This window comes from Kluyvera sp. 1366 (assembly GCF_054823405.1).
In genome coordinates this window covers 163,378-178,475 of record NZ_JBTRDW010000003.1, presented here as the reverse complement: position 1 = coordinate 178,475, position 15,098 = coordinate 163,378, and the positions used below count along the sequence as shown (strand labels likewise).

Genomic DNA, 15,098 nt, shown 5'->3' with positions numbered 1-15,098 from the left:
GGATCATGGAATTAGCGCGCAACCCGTCGGGCACTGGCAGCGACGGCCAGCAGCAGCAGAGCGATAAGCAAAAATGCACCACTCAGGCTGATCCACTGGGAAATTAATCCGATTAAAGCCGGACCTGAAAGAATACCTGCATAGCCTAACGTTGTCATGGCCGAAATCGCCAGATTCGACGGCATATCGTGTTGATTCCCGGCAGCATTGAACAACATCGGCACCGTATTGGCGAGGCCAAAACCCACCAGCAGGAAAGCCAGCAGCGCAATTTGCGGCCACGGCAGCAACACCGCCAGCGTCATGCCTGCGGCAGCGGCTAACGCACCGGTCAACATCACCGGATAACGTCCGAAGCGCTGAATCACTTTATCGCCGGTCAGACGACCAATGGTCATTGCCACCGAGAACACCGCATAACCTAAACCAGCGTGCGCCGGGCTCATCTCCGGGCTTTGCAGCAGCAACAGCGCGCCCCAATCCAGCACCGCACCTTCGGCAAGAAACAGAATAAAGCAGAGTAAACCGAGGAATGCCACCCAACCGCGCGGAATAACCAGCCACGGCTGATCGGGCTGATGCAGGCGTTCGGTCATCAGCGTCGGCAGGCTCCACACCAGCAGCAGCACAATCAGCACCATCACCGCGCCTACGGCTTGTAACGGCGTCAGGCCGCTGCCGAGTAACAGGCTGACGGAACCGGCGCCGATAATCCCGCCGAGGCTAAAGAAGCCGTGGAAACCGGACATCATCGGCTTGCGTGCGGCTTTTTCCACTTCGACCGCCTGCACGTTCATCGCGACATCCAGCATGCCGAGTCCGGCACCAAACACCATTAAAGTGGCGGCCATCAGCCACATCACATCAAGCGTTGCCAGCAGCGGTAACATCGCCAGCACCACCAGCGTGGAGCACAACATCACCCGACGACCACCGAAGCGCGCAATCAAACCGCCGGTAATCGGCATCGCCGCCAGCGAGCCAATTCCCAAACACAGCAGCAAACCGCCCAATGATGCGCCGCTCAATGCCAGACGCTGGCTGGCGAACGGCACCAGCGGTGCCCATGCGGACATGCCCAATCCAGCGATAAGGAAAACGATACGTGTCCCGAGGTTGACACGGTGATGCAATTTATTTTGCGGCGCGGCGTCCAGTGCTGTCATAAAGAGTAGTTTTCATTAGCGGGTGAAGCGACGAAGTTTAGCATCAAAGCGCATGTCACACCGCGCATCAGACCCTATCAGATGGCAGCGATTAAACGCCAGAAACAGGCATATTACCGATTTTTTACGCATCGCTGCGCTTTTCCAGAACTTTCCTGGCATGTGCCAATGATTACTGGAGTGACTTAAGTAAAATTTTTTCTGCCGAATGATGCAGTATACTGATGAAAGATTCCGCGCCACATGCGGCCTGGACGTCAATTTTTTGGCGCTGTCGCAAAGCATGCATTTCCGGATTTTCGCCAATAGGCAGCGACCACGTAAAACCGATATGTTAGTCATCCCATCAGCTCCCGATGCGGAATATAGCGAGATCGAGATTATTTCTCCCCCTTTGGGAGAATTTTGCTGTGCCTTATTTTAGTCCTTGTTACCTGCGGGTAACCCGTTTTCATCAGGCGAAGCGGGCCATTGATTAATGGCCTGTATGGCGCACCGGTACGCTTAAAACATTAATAAGCTTAATGACCGTTGCAATACCTTCCCTGTAACGAGGTTACCTATGTCTTCACGTCAATCCGAACAACAATTAGCGGCGATTCTGCACTCTGCGGTCACTCTTTATCCGCTGGCAGACGACACATCATCTTTGCAAACGCGCAGCGTGGATACTACGCCGCCCGCGCCGTTACGTCCTTATGAACCTATTGCACAAGATGGCGTGATTGCCGCATGGGAATCCGGCAGGAATATTCACCTGCGAGGTCGCGCCGAATCTGAGCCAGGCGCCACCGTAACGCTGACCTTTAACGGCGAAGTCTGGCACAGCACGGTAAATAAATGGGGTTACTGGAATGCTTCGATGCCGCCGTCGGTGCTCAACGGATTGTCCGACGGTGCTTATTCGCTGACGCTAACCCTCACCGACAAAGCCGGTAATAGCACCGATACGCAGGTGGGCTTTGGGGTTTACGTAGATAAAACCATCAAGCCTACGCTGACGTTGGATCCGATCAGCGGTGATAACGCGGTCAGCGTGGCAGAAGGCATTTACGGCGTGGAGGTGCACGGCAGTGTTACGCACATGCCGGCGAACAGCCATATCACGGTGATTTTAGCCGGGAAAAAATACTCTGGCGGCGTTAACGATAAAGGCGAATGGACCGCCGCTATTCCTTCACAGGATCTTCAGGCGTTACAGGATGGCGTCTACAGCCTGAAAGTCAGCGCTACCGATCCTAACGGCAAAACCACCGCTTATCTGCAGGATGTCACCTTAATTACCCACGTTAGCAGCCTGCCGCACATCAGCTTCGATAAGGTCACAGTAGACAACGTGATCAATAAAGAAGAGAGCCAAAACGATCTCACCTTTAGCGGCGATCTCTCGGTGGTGGTACCGGGCCAGCAGCTGTTGCTGTGCAGTGGAGATGCGGTCTATCACGCGCAGATTGGCAGCGACGGTCACTGGCAGGTAACGATTCCGGCCAGTGAAGTGGCGAGCTTTATTTCATTGGGCGAAATCCGGGTGTATGCGCAGGATGGCGCTGGCAACAGCACCGACGCAATGCTGGAACTGAACGTGGTTACCCAACTGCCAGACATCTATTACGAAATCAATATTGGCGGCGATACCACGCTGAATCAGCAGGAAGCGCAGCACGATCTCAGTTTCTATCTCGAAGGCGTGAAGGAGCTGACGCTCAACGGCAAAAACTACACGCCGGTCAACGGCATGGTCACCATCAGCGCCGAAGATCTGCAGGCGCTGCCGGATGGCGAAGTGTCGGCGCTGGCCACGCGCTGGGATGAGTACGGCAACCACGACACGCAGATTATTGAGAACCTGTTCAACGTTGCCACGCATCAGGTGCCGACCATTACGCTGAATCAACCGTTTGGCGACGGGGTGCTGGATGCGGCGGAGCTGAATAGCTGGCATCTGATTCAGGGCAGCAGTAGCCATCTCGATCAGGGCAGCCTTGTGACGTTGACGCTGGGCGATCAGAGTTACACCGCCACGGTTAAAGCCGACGGCAACTGGGCGCTGACCATTTTGGCGGGTCAGCTGGCACCGCTGGATGATGGCAGCTACCAAATGAAGGTCAGCGCGCAGGACAAAGCAGGCAATGTGGCGATGGCGACGCAGCCGGTGACCATCGATAGCCATGAGGCGGCCGCCAGCGTCAGCAGCGAGCCACTGAATACGCAACTGGTCGACGCAGGCGACAGCGCCGCCGCTCAACCCAGCGATGCGCGCGCCACGGAAAGCCACTACAACGCCAGCGATAGCAGTTACACCCTCGGCGATCATCTGCAGCAACATCAGGTTCAGAGCCTGGCGTAATCCGCCCATCAACCGCTAGCAACATCGGCTAGCGGTTGCCAGCCCACTCTCATTGCTCACGGGACAACAGGGATGACAGCACAACCCTTCAACAGCGACAACGGCATCGCGGCGATGCTGCGCGTGGCGGCACGCTTCGGTAAACCGGCGGACGGCAGCACGCTGCGCCAGCAGATGCGCTGGTTTCAACATCTGGCCCCGACGCAACAGTTAGAACGTTTAGCCCGGCTGTTAGGCCTGCATTTGATGTTGGTGCCGCACAGCAAACTGCGCTGGCGGCAGGAAATTGTGCCGGTATTGCTGCTGCTGGAAAACGGCAGCGTGGCGTTGATAGAAGAGGTGGATAGCAACGGTGGCGTGCGTTACTGGCTGAGTGAAAGTGGCGATGTGGTGCGCGCAGGTCAGCTGCAGGATTTGCTCATGCAGGCCGACATACAGGTTGGCGTCGTTGGTGTGGCGGCGCGGGCGCGTGATGCGCGCATCGATGAGTTTGTGCAGCCTTATCAGCCGCACTGGTTCTGGCATGACTTTCGTGGCATGAAGCGGCGCATCGCGGAAATCAGCCTGGCCTCGCTGGTCGGCAACGTGCTGGCGCTGGCGGGCATTCTGTTTTCCATGCAGGTGTACGATCGGGTGATTCCGGCGCAGTCGCTGCCAACGTTGTGGGTGCTGTTCGCCGGCGTGGTGCTGGCGGCCGCCATTGAGTATCTGATTCGTCTGATGCGCACCCAGGTTTCTGACCTGATGGGCAAACGCATCGACCTGAAAATATCCGCCATGCTGTTTGCGCGGGCGATGAACATCCGCAACGAAGCGCGTCCGCGTTCCACCGGCTCCTTTATTGCCCAACTGCGTGAAATTGATCAGGTCCGCGAGCTGCTGACGTCCACCACGGTGAATGCCGCCGCCGACCTGCCGTTTGTGCTGCTGTTTCTGCTGATCATGGCGTCGATTGGCGGCTGGCTGGTGCTGATTCCGTTACTGGCAATCCCGCTGATCGTCATTCCTGGCTTACTGGTGCAGATCCCGATGGCGCGGCTGGCGCAGGAAGGGTTGCGGGAAAGCGCGCTGCGTCAGGCGGTGCTGGTGGAAACCTTAGAAGGTGTAGAGGATATCAAAGCGCTGCAAGCGGAACCCTATTTTCAGCGCCAGTGGGAGCAAACGCACGAAGTTAGCGCGGCCATCAGTAATCAGCAACGTTTATGGGGCGCGCGCCTCACCGGTTGGTCGGCTAGCGTGCAGCAGCTCACCTATGCCGGCATGTTGGTGTTCGGCGTCTATCTGGTGCTCGACAATCAGATCACCACCGGCACGCTGGTGGCGTGCAGCTTGCTCTCATCACGCACCATCGCGCCGCTGATGCAGCTCACCATGGTGTTTTCGCGCTGGCAGCACGCGAAATCGGCGATGAAAGGGCTGGATGAACTGTTAAAGAAGCCGCTCGACCAACCCGATCACGCCACGCTGGCGCACTGTCCGGTGCTCAGCGGCCACTATCTGCTGCAAAATGTACATTACCGCTACGAAGAGGAGAGCGGTAATAGCGTGCTCAACATTCCGCAGTTGCAGATCGCGCCCGGCGAACGCGTGGCGATTCTCGGTAAAGTCGGCGCGGGCAAATCGACGCTGCTGAAGATGCTGGCCGGTCAGGCGCGCGCCAGCCAGGGCAAAGTGCTGGTGGACGGCGTCGATCTCACCTGCATCGATCCGGTCGATCTGCGGCGTCAGCTTGGCTGGCTGTCGCAGGATGCGCGGCTGTTTTTCGGCACGCTGCGCCAGAACCTGCTGCTCGGTAATCCGCACGCCAGCGAGCAGGAGATGCTGCAGGCGCTGCGCATTAGCGGCGCGTTAGCTTTGGTGCAGCAGGACGCCGCCAGCCTCGATCGCATTATTCATGAAGGCGGACGCGGCTTGTCCGGCGGCCAGCGGCAAATGGTGCTGCTCAGCCGGTTGATTCTGCGCCAGCCGCAGGTGGTTTTGCTGGACGAACCGACCGCGGCGATGGATGAACAGCTGGAAGCGCAGGTGATTCGTCAGCTGGCGCAATGGGTCACCGGGCGCACGCTGGTACTGGTCACGCATCGTCCCGCGCTGCTGCGCATGGTTGATCGCATTATCGTGATGGATAACGGCCGCATCGTGGCCGATGGCGCGCGCGACGAGATTCTGCGTCACGCCGCCAGTAAAAAAGGAGATGCGGCATGAGCGTGGTGCTGTTGGATAAAGATCTGACGCGGCGTGAGCGTCGCACCTCGGCGATCATCTGGCTGTGCGTGGTGGCGCTGCTGCTATTTCTGCTGTGGGCGTACTTTGCGGTGCTGGACGAAGTCACGGTCGGCATCGGCAAAGTCACGCCTTCCAGCCGCGCGCAGATCATTGATAGCCTTGATGGCGGCATCGTCAAACAGCTCAATGTGCACGAAGGCAATATTGTGCAGCGCGGCGAGGTGCTGGCAACACTCGATCCCACGCGCTTTCAAACCAACTTTGGTGAAGCGATTGCGCGGGTGCGCACGCTGCGTGCCTCCTCTGAACGTTTACAGGCCGAGCTCAGCGACACGCCGCTGAAGTTCAGCGCCGATATCCTGCAACATCCCGAACTGGTGGCGCGCGAAACGCAGCTCTATCAGGCGCGGCGGCAGAATTTTGTCGAGACCATCGGCAATTTGCAGCAATCCCTTGCGCTGGTGCAGGCAGAACTCAACGTGACGGAGCCGCTGATGCTGCGCGGCGCGGCGGGTAAGGTGGATGTGATTCGCCTGCGTCGCCAGGTTAGCGATCTGCGCGGCAAAATCGACGAAGCGCGCAACGATTATTACGTGCGCGCCCATGAAGAGCAGGTGAAGAACAACGGTGAGCTGGATGCGCAGCTGCAGGTGGCGGCAGGGAAGCAGGATCTGCTGACGCGCACTACGCTGATTTCGCCGGTGCGCGGCATTGTGAAGGATGTGCGCGTCACCACCGTGGGCGGGGTGCTGGAGCCGGGTGGCAAGCTGATGGAGATTGTGCCGCTGGAGGATCAACTGCTGATTGAGACGCGCATCAATCCACGCGATATCGGCTATATCCGGCCGGGTTTACCCGCGGTGGTGAAGATCACCGCCTACGACGCGTCGATTTATGGCGATCTGCACGGGGAAGTCGAAACCGTTTCGCCTGATACGCTGCAGGACGAGGTGCGGCACGACGAGTTTTACTATCGCGTCTATGTGCGCACGCAAAAAGCCGAGCTGACCAATAAAAGCGGACGCAGATTCGCCATCATGCCCGGCATGGTGGCGAATGTTGAGATTAAAACCGGTCAGAAAACCGTGATGGATTATTTGCTTAAGCCGCTGAATAAAGCCAGGGAATCACTGCGTGAGCGTTAACAATATGCACCGGCTATTATTGCAGCGATCTTTGTTACGTGCCGAAATTAACATTGCCGATTTAAGGCTATGAATTGAACAAAATGTGCGAAAAGAGACAAATAATGCGCGGCAGTTATTGTGGTTAATTTAACCCGTGTAATTAACTTTACGCAATATAAGGCGATGTCTGAATTGCGGGCAAAAAAATGCCGGACCATCTGGTCCGGCGGGAAATTAGGGTAAATCAAAACATTCGGGGCGAATGAAGGTAATAATGAAATAAATGATGATAGCGGAGATAATTGTATGCTCTGGATGGGTTTGAGTTTTGTCATTCAGTGCGGAAATGTAACTCATGTAATTTGATGTTTTTAAACAATTAAAATATGTGTTGTCAAAAAGTGCTATATTTTTTACCTATTTGTGCTGGTTATTAGTTCCCCTGAATTTACATCCTGAAATAACTATTTAATACACTGAAACAGTTTTGGAAATTTAGTAGCATTTTCGTGATAGATTATTGCCCAACATAAAATAACAATGGCTTGCCGGCTGAATTTTTAATCATTCAGTTCGCAGTGGCAAAAATAAAGGCACATTAAAGAGGGTAATAAAAATGAAACGTCGCGTTCTCTCCCTGATGATTCCTGCATTGCTGGTGGCAGGATCAGCAAGCGCAGCTGAAATTTACAATAAAGATGGCAACAAATTAGACCTCTACGGCAAAGTGGACGGTCTGCATTATTTCTCTGATAACTCTGGCTCAGACGGTGACCAGTCTTACCTGCGTTTTGGCTTCAAAGGTGAAACTCAGGTGACCGATCAGCTGACCGGTTACGGCCAGTGGGAATACCAGGCTGCACTGAACACCGCAGAAAGCGAAGGCACCGCGAACAGCTATACGCGTGTTGGTTTTGCCGGTCTGAAATTTGGTGATGCGGGTTCATTCGATTACGGCCGTAACTACGGCGTGATGTACGATCTCGGCGCATGGACTGACGTTCTGCCAGAGTTCGGTGGCGATACCTACGGCGCGGACAACTTCCTGTTCCAGCGCAGCAACGGCCTCGCAACCTATCGTAATACCAACTTCTTCGGTTTAGTCGATGGCTGGAACTTCGCGGTTCAGTATCAAGGCAAAAACGATAACCCAACCGAATCTACTGGCTCTGGTCGTGATGTGTTGGGCGAGAACGGTGACGGCTACGGCCTGAGCACCACTTACGATCTGGGTTCAGGTTTCGGTATTGGTGCAGCGATGTTCCAGTCTGACCGTACCAATAACCAGAACGGTAACAATCCACGTACCGCCAACATCCTGGGTCGCGGTGATAAAGCCGAAGCTTACAGCGGTGCGCTGAAGTATGACGCTAACAATGTTTACCTGGCCGCAATGTACAGCCGTTCATACAACGCGACGCGTTTCGGCGCCAGCGATAGCGGCACCGTTTACGGTTACGCCAACAAAGCGGATAACTGGGAATTGGTGGCACAGTACCAGTTCGACTTCGGCCTGCGTCCATCTCTGGCGTTTGTCTCTTCTCGCGGCTCTGACATCGAAGGTTACGGCAGCCAGAACCTGAAGAAATACATTGATGTAGGCGCAACTTACTACTTCAACAAAAACATGTCGACCTACGTTGATTACCAGATCAACCTGCTGGACGACAACAACTTCACCGACGCAGCCGGTATCAATACCGATGACGTCGTAGCACTGGGCTTGGTTTACCAGTTCTAAGGGTGATGGAGCGTGACTTGCCGGTCACGCTCCCGTTTTCAGCAGCGCATCCAGCGCGGCACGCAGCACGTCGACCACCCGTTCCGCCTCCTCGCCAATCTGTACCTGCACAATCGCGCCCTCAACCAGCAACACAATCTGCGCCGTTTTGACCTGCTGATCGGGCATCAACTTGTCGCTGATCGCCTGCGCCATCTCACGCTTATGTTGACGAATCAGTTCGCTGGCTTCTGCTAACGTGTCGCCCAGCTCCGCAGCGGTATTGATAAACGCACAGCCGCGATAATCGTCATCCCTGAACCAGCTCAGTAACGCCGCGGGCAGCGCATCGATCAATGCCGCATGTGGATTCAGCGCATGGCGAAACGCCAGCATCCAGCGCTGATGGCGCTGCTGTAAAAACGCCAGCACCAGCGCATTCTTCGCCGGAAAGTGACGATAGAAAGTCACTTTGGTCACGCCCGCTTGCGCAATCACCTTATCCACGCCGGTGGCGCGAATGCCTTGTTGGTAAAACAGCTGCTGCGCGCATAGCAAGATACGATCGCGCGCGGAGGCGGTGGCATCAAAGATCAGAGGCTCAAGCATAAAAATTCCTGCGTTTGTATGTAGACAGAATTGTCTACATACGGCAGGATGAATCAAGTAGACAGACCTGTCTACATAATAGGGAGAAATAACATGCTGGTGCCACCGTTCAATCAACAAACCGCGTTACAGAAAGTCCGCATGGCGGAAGATGCCTGGAACAGCTGCGATGCGCAGCGTGTTTCGCGGGTGTACAGCGAAGATACGCGCTGGCGCAATCGCAGTGAATTCGTCAATGGACGCGCAGAAGTCGTGACTTTCCTGCAACGTAAGTGGATAAAAGAGTTGGATTATCGACTGATCAAAGAGCTATGGGCGTGGCATGAAGATAAGCTGGCGGTACGCTTTGCCTATGAATGGCATGATGACAGCGGTAACTGGTTTCGCAGCTATGGCAATGAGAACTGGCACTTTGGTGCCGATGGTTTGATGATTCAGCGATTCGCCTGCATCAATGATCTGCCGATCAGCGCAGATCAGCGTCTGTTCTACTGGCCAGCCGGCACGCGCCCGGACGATCATCCGGGCCTAAGTGAGTTGGGACTGTAGCGATTATTGCATACCGCGCCATTTTTTGGCTTTGGGTGCCGGTTGCGGCGGCGGGTTGGTGATGGCGCTCAGGCTGCCTTCCATCGCGACACCCGCCAGCGTAAAGGCCGAGAAGCTCAGCCAGTGCTGCCATTTACTGTTTTGTGTTTTGCTATTTTCCATTCTGCACCTCGCTGAAGTTCAACTCATCTTCAACAATGCAGCATTCATGCCAGCGCACCGCTCTCCGCGCCACGCGGCTTGTAGCGACTTTGCTACACTGCGCCAGCGCTGAAGCGGTGCAGAAGGGTGATTTTCTGGTGCAATAATTTAACGTCGGCGTGCAGGATAGTGCTGAATCAGGCGATGGCGGTAAGTCTGCCAACATTTGAAACTGCCATAAATAAACAGCCCGGCGGTTACGGCAATAATCATATAAATCATCTGATGCTCCTGTAGGCATAACGTTGCAGGAACCGGTTATCCTGTGTCAGCGTTTATCGAACATCAAGCAGCTTTAGACTGCTTTACAAGCGAGTTATGCTTTGTAATTGGCTGTAGTAATGGGTTACAGATGAGGAATTGATGCGTTTTCAGAACATTCTGCTAATTAGCCTGCTGGCATTAGGTCTCAGCGGTTGCGAAAAAAACAGCAGCAAACCTGCGATGGTACTGGAAGGCAAAACCATGGGCACCGTGTGGCGCGTCAGCGTCGCCGGCGTTGATCCGCAGCGTAAAGCGGCGTTGCAACAGTTGATCCAGCAACAGCTGGATCGCGATGACGGCGAACTCTCGACGTGGAAAAGCGATTCGGTGCTGTCGCACTTTAATCAGTATCAAGGCAACGCACCGCAGCCGGTAAGCGCTGACATGGCGGACATCGTTACTGAAGCGCTGCGAATCGGGCATAAAACGTCGGGTGCGATGGATATCACCGTGGGCCCGCTGGTCAATCTGTGGGGTTTTGGCCCGACGAAGCAACCGGCGCATACCCCCAGCGAGGCAGAAATCGCCGCCGCTAAAGCGCTGACCGGTTTGCAGCATCTGCGCGTGATTCAGGGCGTGGACGGTCAATGGCTGCAGAAAGATCTGCCCGGCCTGTATGTCGATCTCTCCACCATGGGCGAAGGCTATGCCACCGATCATCTGGCGCGTCTGATGGAGCAGCAAGGCATCACTGATTATCTGGTTTCAGTGGGCGGCGCAGTATTGAGCCGTGGCGTCAATGCTAATCTGCAGCCGTGGCGCGTGGCGATCCAGAAACCCACCGATCGCGAAAACGCGGTGGAAGCGCGCGTCGATCTGCAAGGACACGGCATTAGCACCTCCGGCAGCTATCGCAACTATTATGAACTGGATGGCAAACGCATTTCGCACGTCATCGATCCGACTACCGGAAGACCGATTGAGCACAAGCTGGTGTCGGCAACGGTGATAGCCACCACCGCGCTGGAAGCGGATGGCTGGGATACCGGTTTGATGGTGCTCGGCAGCGAACGCGCTAAAGCGTTAGCGGTGAAAGAGCATCTGGCGGTCTATTTGATCAGCAAGCAGGGCGACGGTTTTACTCACTGGATGTCGCCGCAGTTTAAAACCTTCCTCATCGATCAGGCATCTCAATAAAGGAAGCGCACATGCTGGATTTATTTAGTGACGAAGCGCCGTGGCAGGAACCGCTAGCGGATGGCGCGGTGATTCTGCGACGTCGTGCCCGCGAACAGGCCGACGCGCTGCTGGCGGCGATTCACGATATCGCCGCGAAAAATCCCTTTGCCCATCGCATCACGCCCGGTGGCCATCGCATGTCGGTGGCGATGACCAACTGTGGTGATTTTGGCTGGTCCACCGATTCGCGCGGCTATCAATATACCGAGCAAGACAGCAACAGCGGACACCATTGGCCGCCGATGCCCGCGCTGTTCCGCGAGCTGGCGCAGCAAACTGCGCGCGAAGCGGGCTTTGCTGGTTTCAATCCGGATGCCTGCCTGATTAACCGCTATGAACCCGGCGCAAAACTGACGCTGCATCAGGATAAAGATGAGAAGGATCTGCGCCAGCCGATTGTGTCGGTTTCACTGGGATTGCCTGCGGTATTCCAGTTCGGCGGTTTCGAACGCGGCGACGCCACCCAGCGCGTGCTGCTGGAACATGGCGATATCGTGGTGTGGGGCGGGCCATCGCGCCTGCGTTATCACGGCATTCTGCCGCTCAAACCTGGTATTCATCCGCAGGCAGGCGCGTTCCGCTACAACCTGACCTTCCGCCGTGCTTTTTAGCGCATTTTCGTCTCGGCGCAATTAATTTGGAATGCATGTTGTTAAGCCATTGATGAAGGCGCTGGCCGGTGCCACTTTTGGTCCGGCGGTCCTCGCGCCGCTTACGCGGTACCTTCACTTCGCTCGTCTGCCTGACGGACCGGCGGAGACGGGACTTCCATGTCCCGGCTCCGCCTTTCGCCCGCGTCCTGCGGGCTCTCCTGGCTTCCTCGCTTCGTTCAGCGCTGCGGATTGCCGGCCCAAAAGCGGCCCCGGCCTGCTCATCAACTTCAGTGCTTATTATTGAAAAGGGCTCATTTGCCAGAGGCGCAGACGTGTCAGAGCCCGCACAGATAATGCATTTTCAAAACAAAATACCTTCTTATCTGACAAGCATTTCGCAATAAATCGCGCCGCTACCAAACGAGCGGCGAGAAACATTTTACTCAGGCAAATTTGAGATGAGAATTATTCTTGCTATCAGCCAAGGCGACATTAAACTGCAGGCTGCTTTATTGACCGCTGGAACCCTTTGATGGCATTGCTGCAAGTCGTTTTTCGCCAGTACCGCTGGCCTTTTATTGGCGTCATTCTTCTTACATTGTTAAGCGCCGTGCTTGGTATTGGTTTGATTGCCTATATCAATAATGAGCTGATCGTCGCGGTGAATACTTCGATTTCGGTGCTGCCGAGTTTCCTTGGCCAGCTGTTCCTGCTAATGGCGGTGACGCTCGGCTCCCAGCTGGCGCTGACTATGCTCGGCCATCACTTTGTCTGGCGGCTGCGCGGCGAATTCATCAAACGGATTCTTGATACGCGCGTGGAGCGCATCGAACAGATTGGCAATGCCCAACTGCTGGCCGGTCTCACCAGCGATGTGCGCGCCATCACCATCGCCTTCGTGCGTTTACCCGAGCTGATTCAGGGCATCATTATTACGCTCGGTTCGGCGCTTTATCTCGCCTGGCTTTCGCCAAAAATGCTGTTGATCACCTGCCTGTGGCTGCTGGTGACGCTGGTTGGCGGCTGGTTGCTGGTATCACGCGTTTATCAGCACATGGCTAAGCTGCGTGAAATCGAAGATGACCTGTATCGCGATTTCCAGACCATTATCGAAGGGCGTAAAGAGCTGCAGCTTAACCGCGAACGTGCGCAGCTTATTTACGACAGCGTTTATCAGGAGAATGCCAAAAGCTATCGCCACCACATCGTGCGCGCCGATACCTTCCACCTCAGCGCGGTGAACTGGTCGAATATCATGATGCTCGGCGCGATTGGCATCGTGTTCTTTATGGCGAACGGGCTGGGCTGGGCAAATACGGCGGTGGCGGCAACTTATTCGCTGACGCTGCTGTTCCTGCGCACACCGCTGTTGGCGGCGGTCGGCGCCTTGCCGACGCTGCTCAGCGCGCAGGTGGCGTTTCGCAAGCTCAACAGGTTTGAACTGGCGCCCTATGAAGAAACGTTCAAGGCGCTGCCAAAAGTCAGCGACTGGCAAACGCTGGAGCTGCGCGACGTCTGCTTCCACTACGGCGAGCACGGATTCCGGGTTGGGCCGATCAATTTGACGCTACGCCGCGGCGAGCTGGTGTTCCTGATTGGCGGCAACGGCAGCGGAAAATCGACGCTGGCGATGCTGCTCACCGGCCTCTATCAGCCGCAATCGGGCAGTTTGCTGCTGGATGGCAAGGTGGTGGATTGGCAAAACCTCGATGCTTATCGCAAACATTTCTCGGCGGTGTTTACTGACGCGCATCTGTTTGATCGCCTCATCGGCGATCAAGGGCAGCCAGCCAATCCTGCGCTGGTGCAGCAGTGGCTGGAGCGTCTGAAGATGCAGGACAAGCTCAAGCTGGAAGGCAACAGAGTGCTCAATCTGCAACTGTCGAAAGGGCAGAGCAAACGTCTGGCGCTGCTGCTGGCAGCCGCCGAAGAGCGCGATATTCTGTTGCTCGACGAATGGGCGGCGGATCAGGATCCGCATTTCCGTCGCATCTTCTATCGTGAGCTGCTGCCATGGTTACAGGAATCGGGTAAAACGGTGTTCGCTATTAGTCATGACGATCACTACTTTATTCACGCCGATCGCTTGCTGGAGATGCGCGAAGGTCAACTAAGTGAGTTAACCGGTAACGAACGCGAGATGGCAACGCTGGATGCGGTGCAACGTACCGATACCGGCCATTAACGCCAGCCGGGAAAGCTTAGCAAAAACCCTTATTGGGCAAGAAGTTGCGGAGTGAGTAAAGTCACTCCCAGCAGAAATCCTCGTTTCTGCGTCCCTGGAACACTTTTCTGTCGTCTTGTGTTGTCACCGGCTCAGGTTTATTTCTGAGCCGGTTTTTTATTTTGTCGGGAGTGGATGCGTCAGCAGCGTAATCACGCGATCTCCAGCCAGCCAAAAACGCGCCTGCAGCAGCGCTTTGGTGGTGAAATACTCATCAAAATCCTGACACAACCGCAGCGTTGCACGGCCTTGCTGCACGTCCAGTTCCAGCACTTCCGCCTGAAGAAAATCCATTGGCTGATGCAATTGCGGCCACAGCGCTTTGTACACACTCTCTTTCAATGAAAACAGCAGTGTAGCGGCCTGGGCAAAGGGCATAGGCCGCGCCAGCAGGCGCTGTTTTTCCGCCGGGCTCATCAACATCCCAGCGGTTTCATCGGCGGTTTCCTCCGCCATAATCTGCTCAACATCCACACCCACGCACAGTGGCTCGCGCGTCGCAGCCATCATCGCAACGCTGTGCGTATGCGACAGCGACGCCTGAATGCCGGCGGGCCACAACGGTGAGCGATCGGGCGCATTACACAACACAAAGTGCGGTAAACCGAAGTGCGCAAAGTTTTGCTGCACCAGCCAGCGACTCGCCAGATGCTCGGCTTTGCGTTTCGTCACCGCGCTCTGTAGCGACGCGGGCAGCGGCAGTTGCCACGCCTGGTGCAATTCAGCATGCCAGTGATGTTGATCGAATTCGCACCAGGCGATCGGCAATGTATCCAGCGACATGCCAGCAGCGCGGATAAACGGGGAAGAGGGCAGGGCAAGCGGCGTTTGAGAGGCGAACATAAAAAATCACGGCTGACGGAAAACGTAGTTTTACCAGCCAGCCGGATGGA

At 55.7% G+C, this 15,098-nt stretch carries 12 protein-coding genes; 8 read left to right on the top strand and 4 right to left on the bottom strand.

Going from position 1 to position 15,098, the window contains the following annotated elements:
• Positions 1 to 11 precede the first annotated feature (11 nt).
• Positions 12 to 1,166 carry an MFS transporter gene (locus ACVLVH_RS07615; protein ID WP_110866581.1) on the bottom strand — a complete coding sequence of 385 codons (1,155 nt, stop codon included), beginning with the start codon at positions 1,164 to 1,166 and terminating at the stop codon, positions 12 to 14.
• 562 nt (positions 1,167 to 1,728) lie between these two features.
• Here ACVLVH_RS07615 and ACVLVH_RS07610 point away from each other — a divergent pair.
• From ACVLVH_RS07610 to ompC, 4 genes are all read left to right on the top strand, one after another.
• On the top strand, positions 1,729 to 3,513 hold the full coding sequence (locus ACVLVH_RS07610; protein ID WP_498949143.1) for an Ig-like domain-containing protein: 1,785 nt from the start codon (positions 1,729 to 1,731) through the stop codon (positions 3,511 to 3,513).
• Between the two features lie 72 nt (positions 3,514 to 3,585).
• Positions 3,586 to 5,718, top strand: a complete 2,133-nt coding sequence (locus ACVLVH_RS07605; protein ID WP_498949141.1) for a type I secretion system permease/ATPase — start codon at positions 3,586 to 3,588, stop codon at positions 5,716 to 5,718.
• Positions 5,715 to 6,884, top strand: a complete 1,170-nt coding sequence (locus ACVLVH_RS07600) for a beta-barrel domain-containing protein (protein ID WP_192411480.1) — start codon at positions 5,715 to 5,717, stop codon at positions 6,882 to 6,884. Before ACVLVH_RS07605 ends, ACVLVH_RS07600 begins: the two co-directional genes overlap by 4 nt.
• 598 nt (positions 6,885 to 7,482) lie before the next feature.
• Positions 7,483 to 8,607 carry a porin OmpC gene (gene ompC, locus ACVLVH_RS07595; protein ID WP_101763675.1) on the top strand — a complete coding sequence of 375 codons (1,125 nt, stop codon included), beginning with the start codon at positions 7,483 to 7,485 and terminating at the stop codon, positions 8,605 to 8,607.
• A gap of 24 nt (positions 8,608 to 8,631) precedes the next feature.
• Here ompC and ACVLVH_RS07590 read toward each other — a convergent pair whose 3' ends face one another.
• On the bottom strand, positions 8,632 to 9,195 hold the full coding sequence (locus ACVLVH_RS07590; RefSeq protein WP_192411481.1) for a TetR/AcrR family transcriptional regulator: 564 nt from the start codon (positions 9,193 to 9,195) through the stop codon (positions 8,632 to 8,634).
• Positions 9,196 to 9,288: 93 nt separating this feature from the next.
• On the opposite strand from ACVLVH_RS07590, the gene ACVLVH_RS07585 reads away from it, so the two are divergent.
• Positions 9,289 to 9,744 (top strand): nuclear transport factor 2 family protein, encoded by a 456-nt coding sequence (locus tag ACVLVH_RS07585; protein WP_192411482.1) that lies wholly within the window; start codon positions 9,289 to 9,291, stop codon positions 9,742 to 9,744.
• 3 nt (positions 9,745 to 9,747) lie between these two features.
• On the opposite strand, the gene ACVLVH_RS07580 is transcribed toward ACVLVH_RS07585, so the two are convergent.
• On the bottom strand, positions 9,748 to 9,906 hold the full coding sequence (locus ACVLVH_RS07580; RefSeq protein WP_168197464.1) for a hypothetical protein: 159 nt from the start codon (positions 9,904 to 9,906) through the stop codon (positions 9,748 to 9,750).
• Between the two features lie 402 nt (positions 9,907 to 10,308).
• On the opposite strand from ACVLVH_RS07580, the gene apbE reads away from it, so the two are divergent.
• The 3 genes from apbE to ACVLVH_RS07565 all read left to right on the top strand — a co-directional run bounded on the left by apbE (position 10,309) and on the right by ACVLVH_RS07565 (position 14,166).
• Positions 10,309 to 11,346, top strand: a complete 1,038-nt coding sequence (gene apbE / locus ACVLVH_RS07575) for an FAD:protein FMN transferase ApbE (RefSeq protein ID WP_498949138.1) — start codon at positions 10,309 to 10,311, stop codon at positions 11,344 to 11,346.
• 11 nt (positions 11,347 to 11,357) lie between these two features.
• Positions 11,358 to 11,999 (top strand): DNA oxidative demethylase AlkB, encoded by a 642-nt coding sequence (gene alkB / locus ACVLVH_RS07570; protein WP_192411484.1) that lies wholly within the window; start codon positions 11,358 to 11,360, stop codon positions 11,997 to 11,999.
• Between the two features lie 514 nt (positions 12,000 to 12,513).
• Positions 12,514 to 14,166, top strand: coding sequence for a multidrug ABC transporter permease/ATP-binding protein (locus tag ACVLVH_RS07565; protein WP_498949136.1), 1,653 nt, complete (start codon positions 12,514 to 12,516; stop codon positions 14,164 to 14,166).
• Between the two features lie 156 nt (positions 14,167 to 14,322).
• Here the strand turns inward: ACVLVH_RS07565 and ACVLVH_RS07560 are convergent, their stop codons facing one another.
• Positions 14,323 to 15,048 (bottom strand): 4'-phosphopantetheinyl transferase family protein, encoded by a 726-nt coding sequence (locus ACVLVH_RS07560; RefSeq protein ID WP_192411486.1) that lies wholly within the window; start codon positions 15,046 to 15,048, stop codon positions 14,323 to 14,325.
• Positions 15,049 to 15,098 lie beyond the last annotated feature (50 nt).

Excerpts from the sequence above, each read along its gene's own strand:
- ACVLVH_RS07615 (WP_110866581.1), bottom strand. The coding sequence starts at position 1,166 with ATGACAGCACTGGACGCCGCGCCGCAAAATAAATTGCATCACCGTGTC.
- ACVLVH_RS07610 (WP_498949143.1), top strand. The coding sequence starts at position 1,729 with ATGTCTTCACGTCAATCCGAACAACAATTAGCGGCGATTCTGCACTCT.
- ACVLVH_RS07605 (WP_498949141.1), top strand. The coding sequence starts at position 3,586 with ATGACAGCACAACCCTTCAACAGCGACAACGGCATCGCGGCGATGCTG.
- ACVLVH_RS07600 (WP_192411480.1), top strand. The coding sequence starts at position 5,715 with ATGAGCGTGGTGCTGTTGGATAAAGATCTGACGCGGCGTGAGCGTCGC.
- ompC (WP_101763675.1), top strand. The coding sequence starts at position 7,483 with ATGAAACGTCGCGTTCTCTCCCTGATGATTCCTGCATTGCTGGTGGCA.
- ACVLVH_RS07590 (WP_192411481.1), bottom strand. The coding sequence starts at position 9,195 with ATGCTTGAGCCTCTGATCTTTGATGCCACCGCCTCCGCGCGCGATCGT.
- ACVLVH_RS07585 (WP_192411482.1), top strand. The coding sequence starts at position 9,289 with ATGCTGGTGCCACCGTTCAATCAACAAACCGCGTTACAGAAAGTCCGC.
- ACVLVH_RS07580 (WP_168197464.1), bottom strand. The coding sequence starts at position 9,906 with ATGGAAAATAGCAAAACACAAAACAGTAAATGGCAGCACTGGCTGAGC.
- apbE (WP_498949138.1), top strand. The coding sequence starts at position 10,309 with ATGCGTTTTCAGAACATTCTGCTAATTAGCCTGCTGGCATTAGGTCTC.
- alkB (WP_192411484.1), top strand. The coding sequence starts at position 11,358 with ATGCTGGATTTATTTAGTGACGAAGCGCCGTGGCAGGAACCGCTAGCG.
- ACVLVH_RS07565 (WP_498949136.1), top strand. The coding sequence starts at position 12,514 with ATGGCATTGCTGCAAGTCGTTTTTCGCCAGTACCGCTGGCCTTTTATT.
- ACVLVH_RS07560 (WP_192411486.1), bottom strand. The coding sequence starts at position 15,048 with ATGTTCGCCTCTCAAACGCCGCTTGCCCTGCCCTCTTCCCCGTTTATC.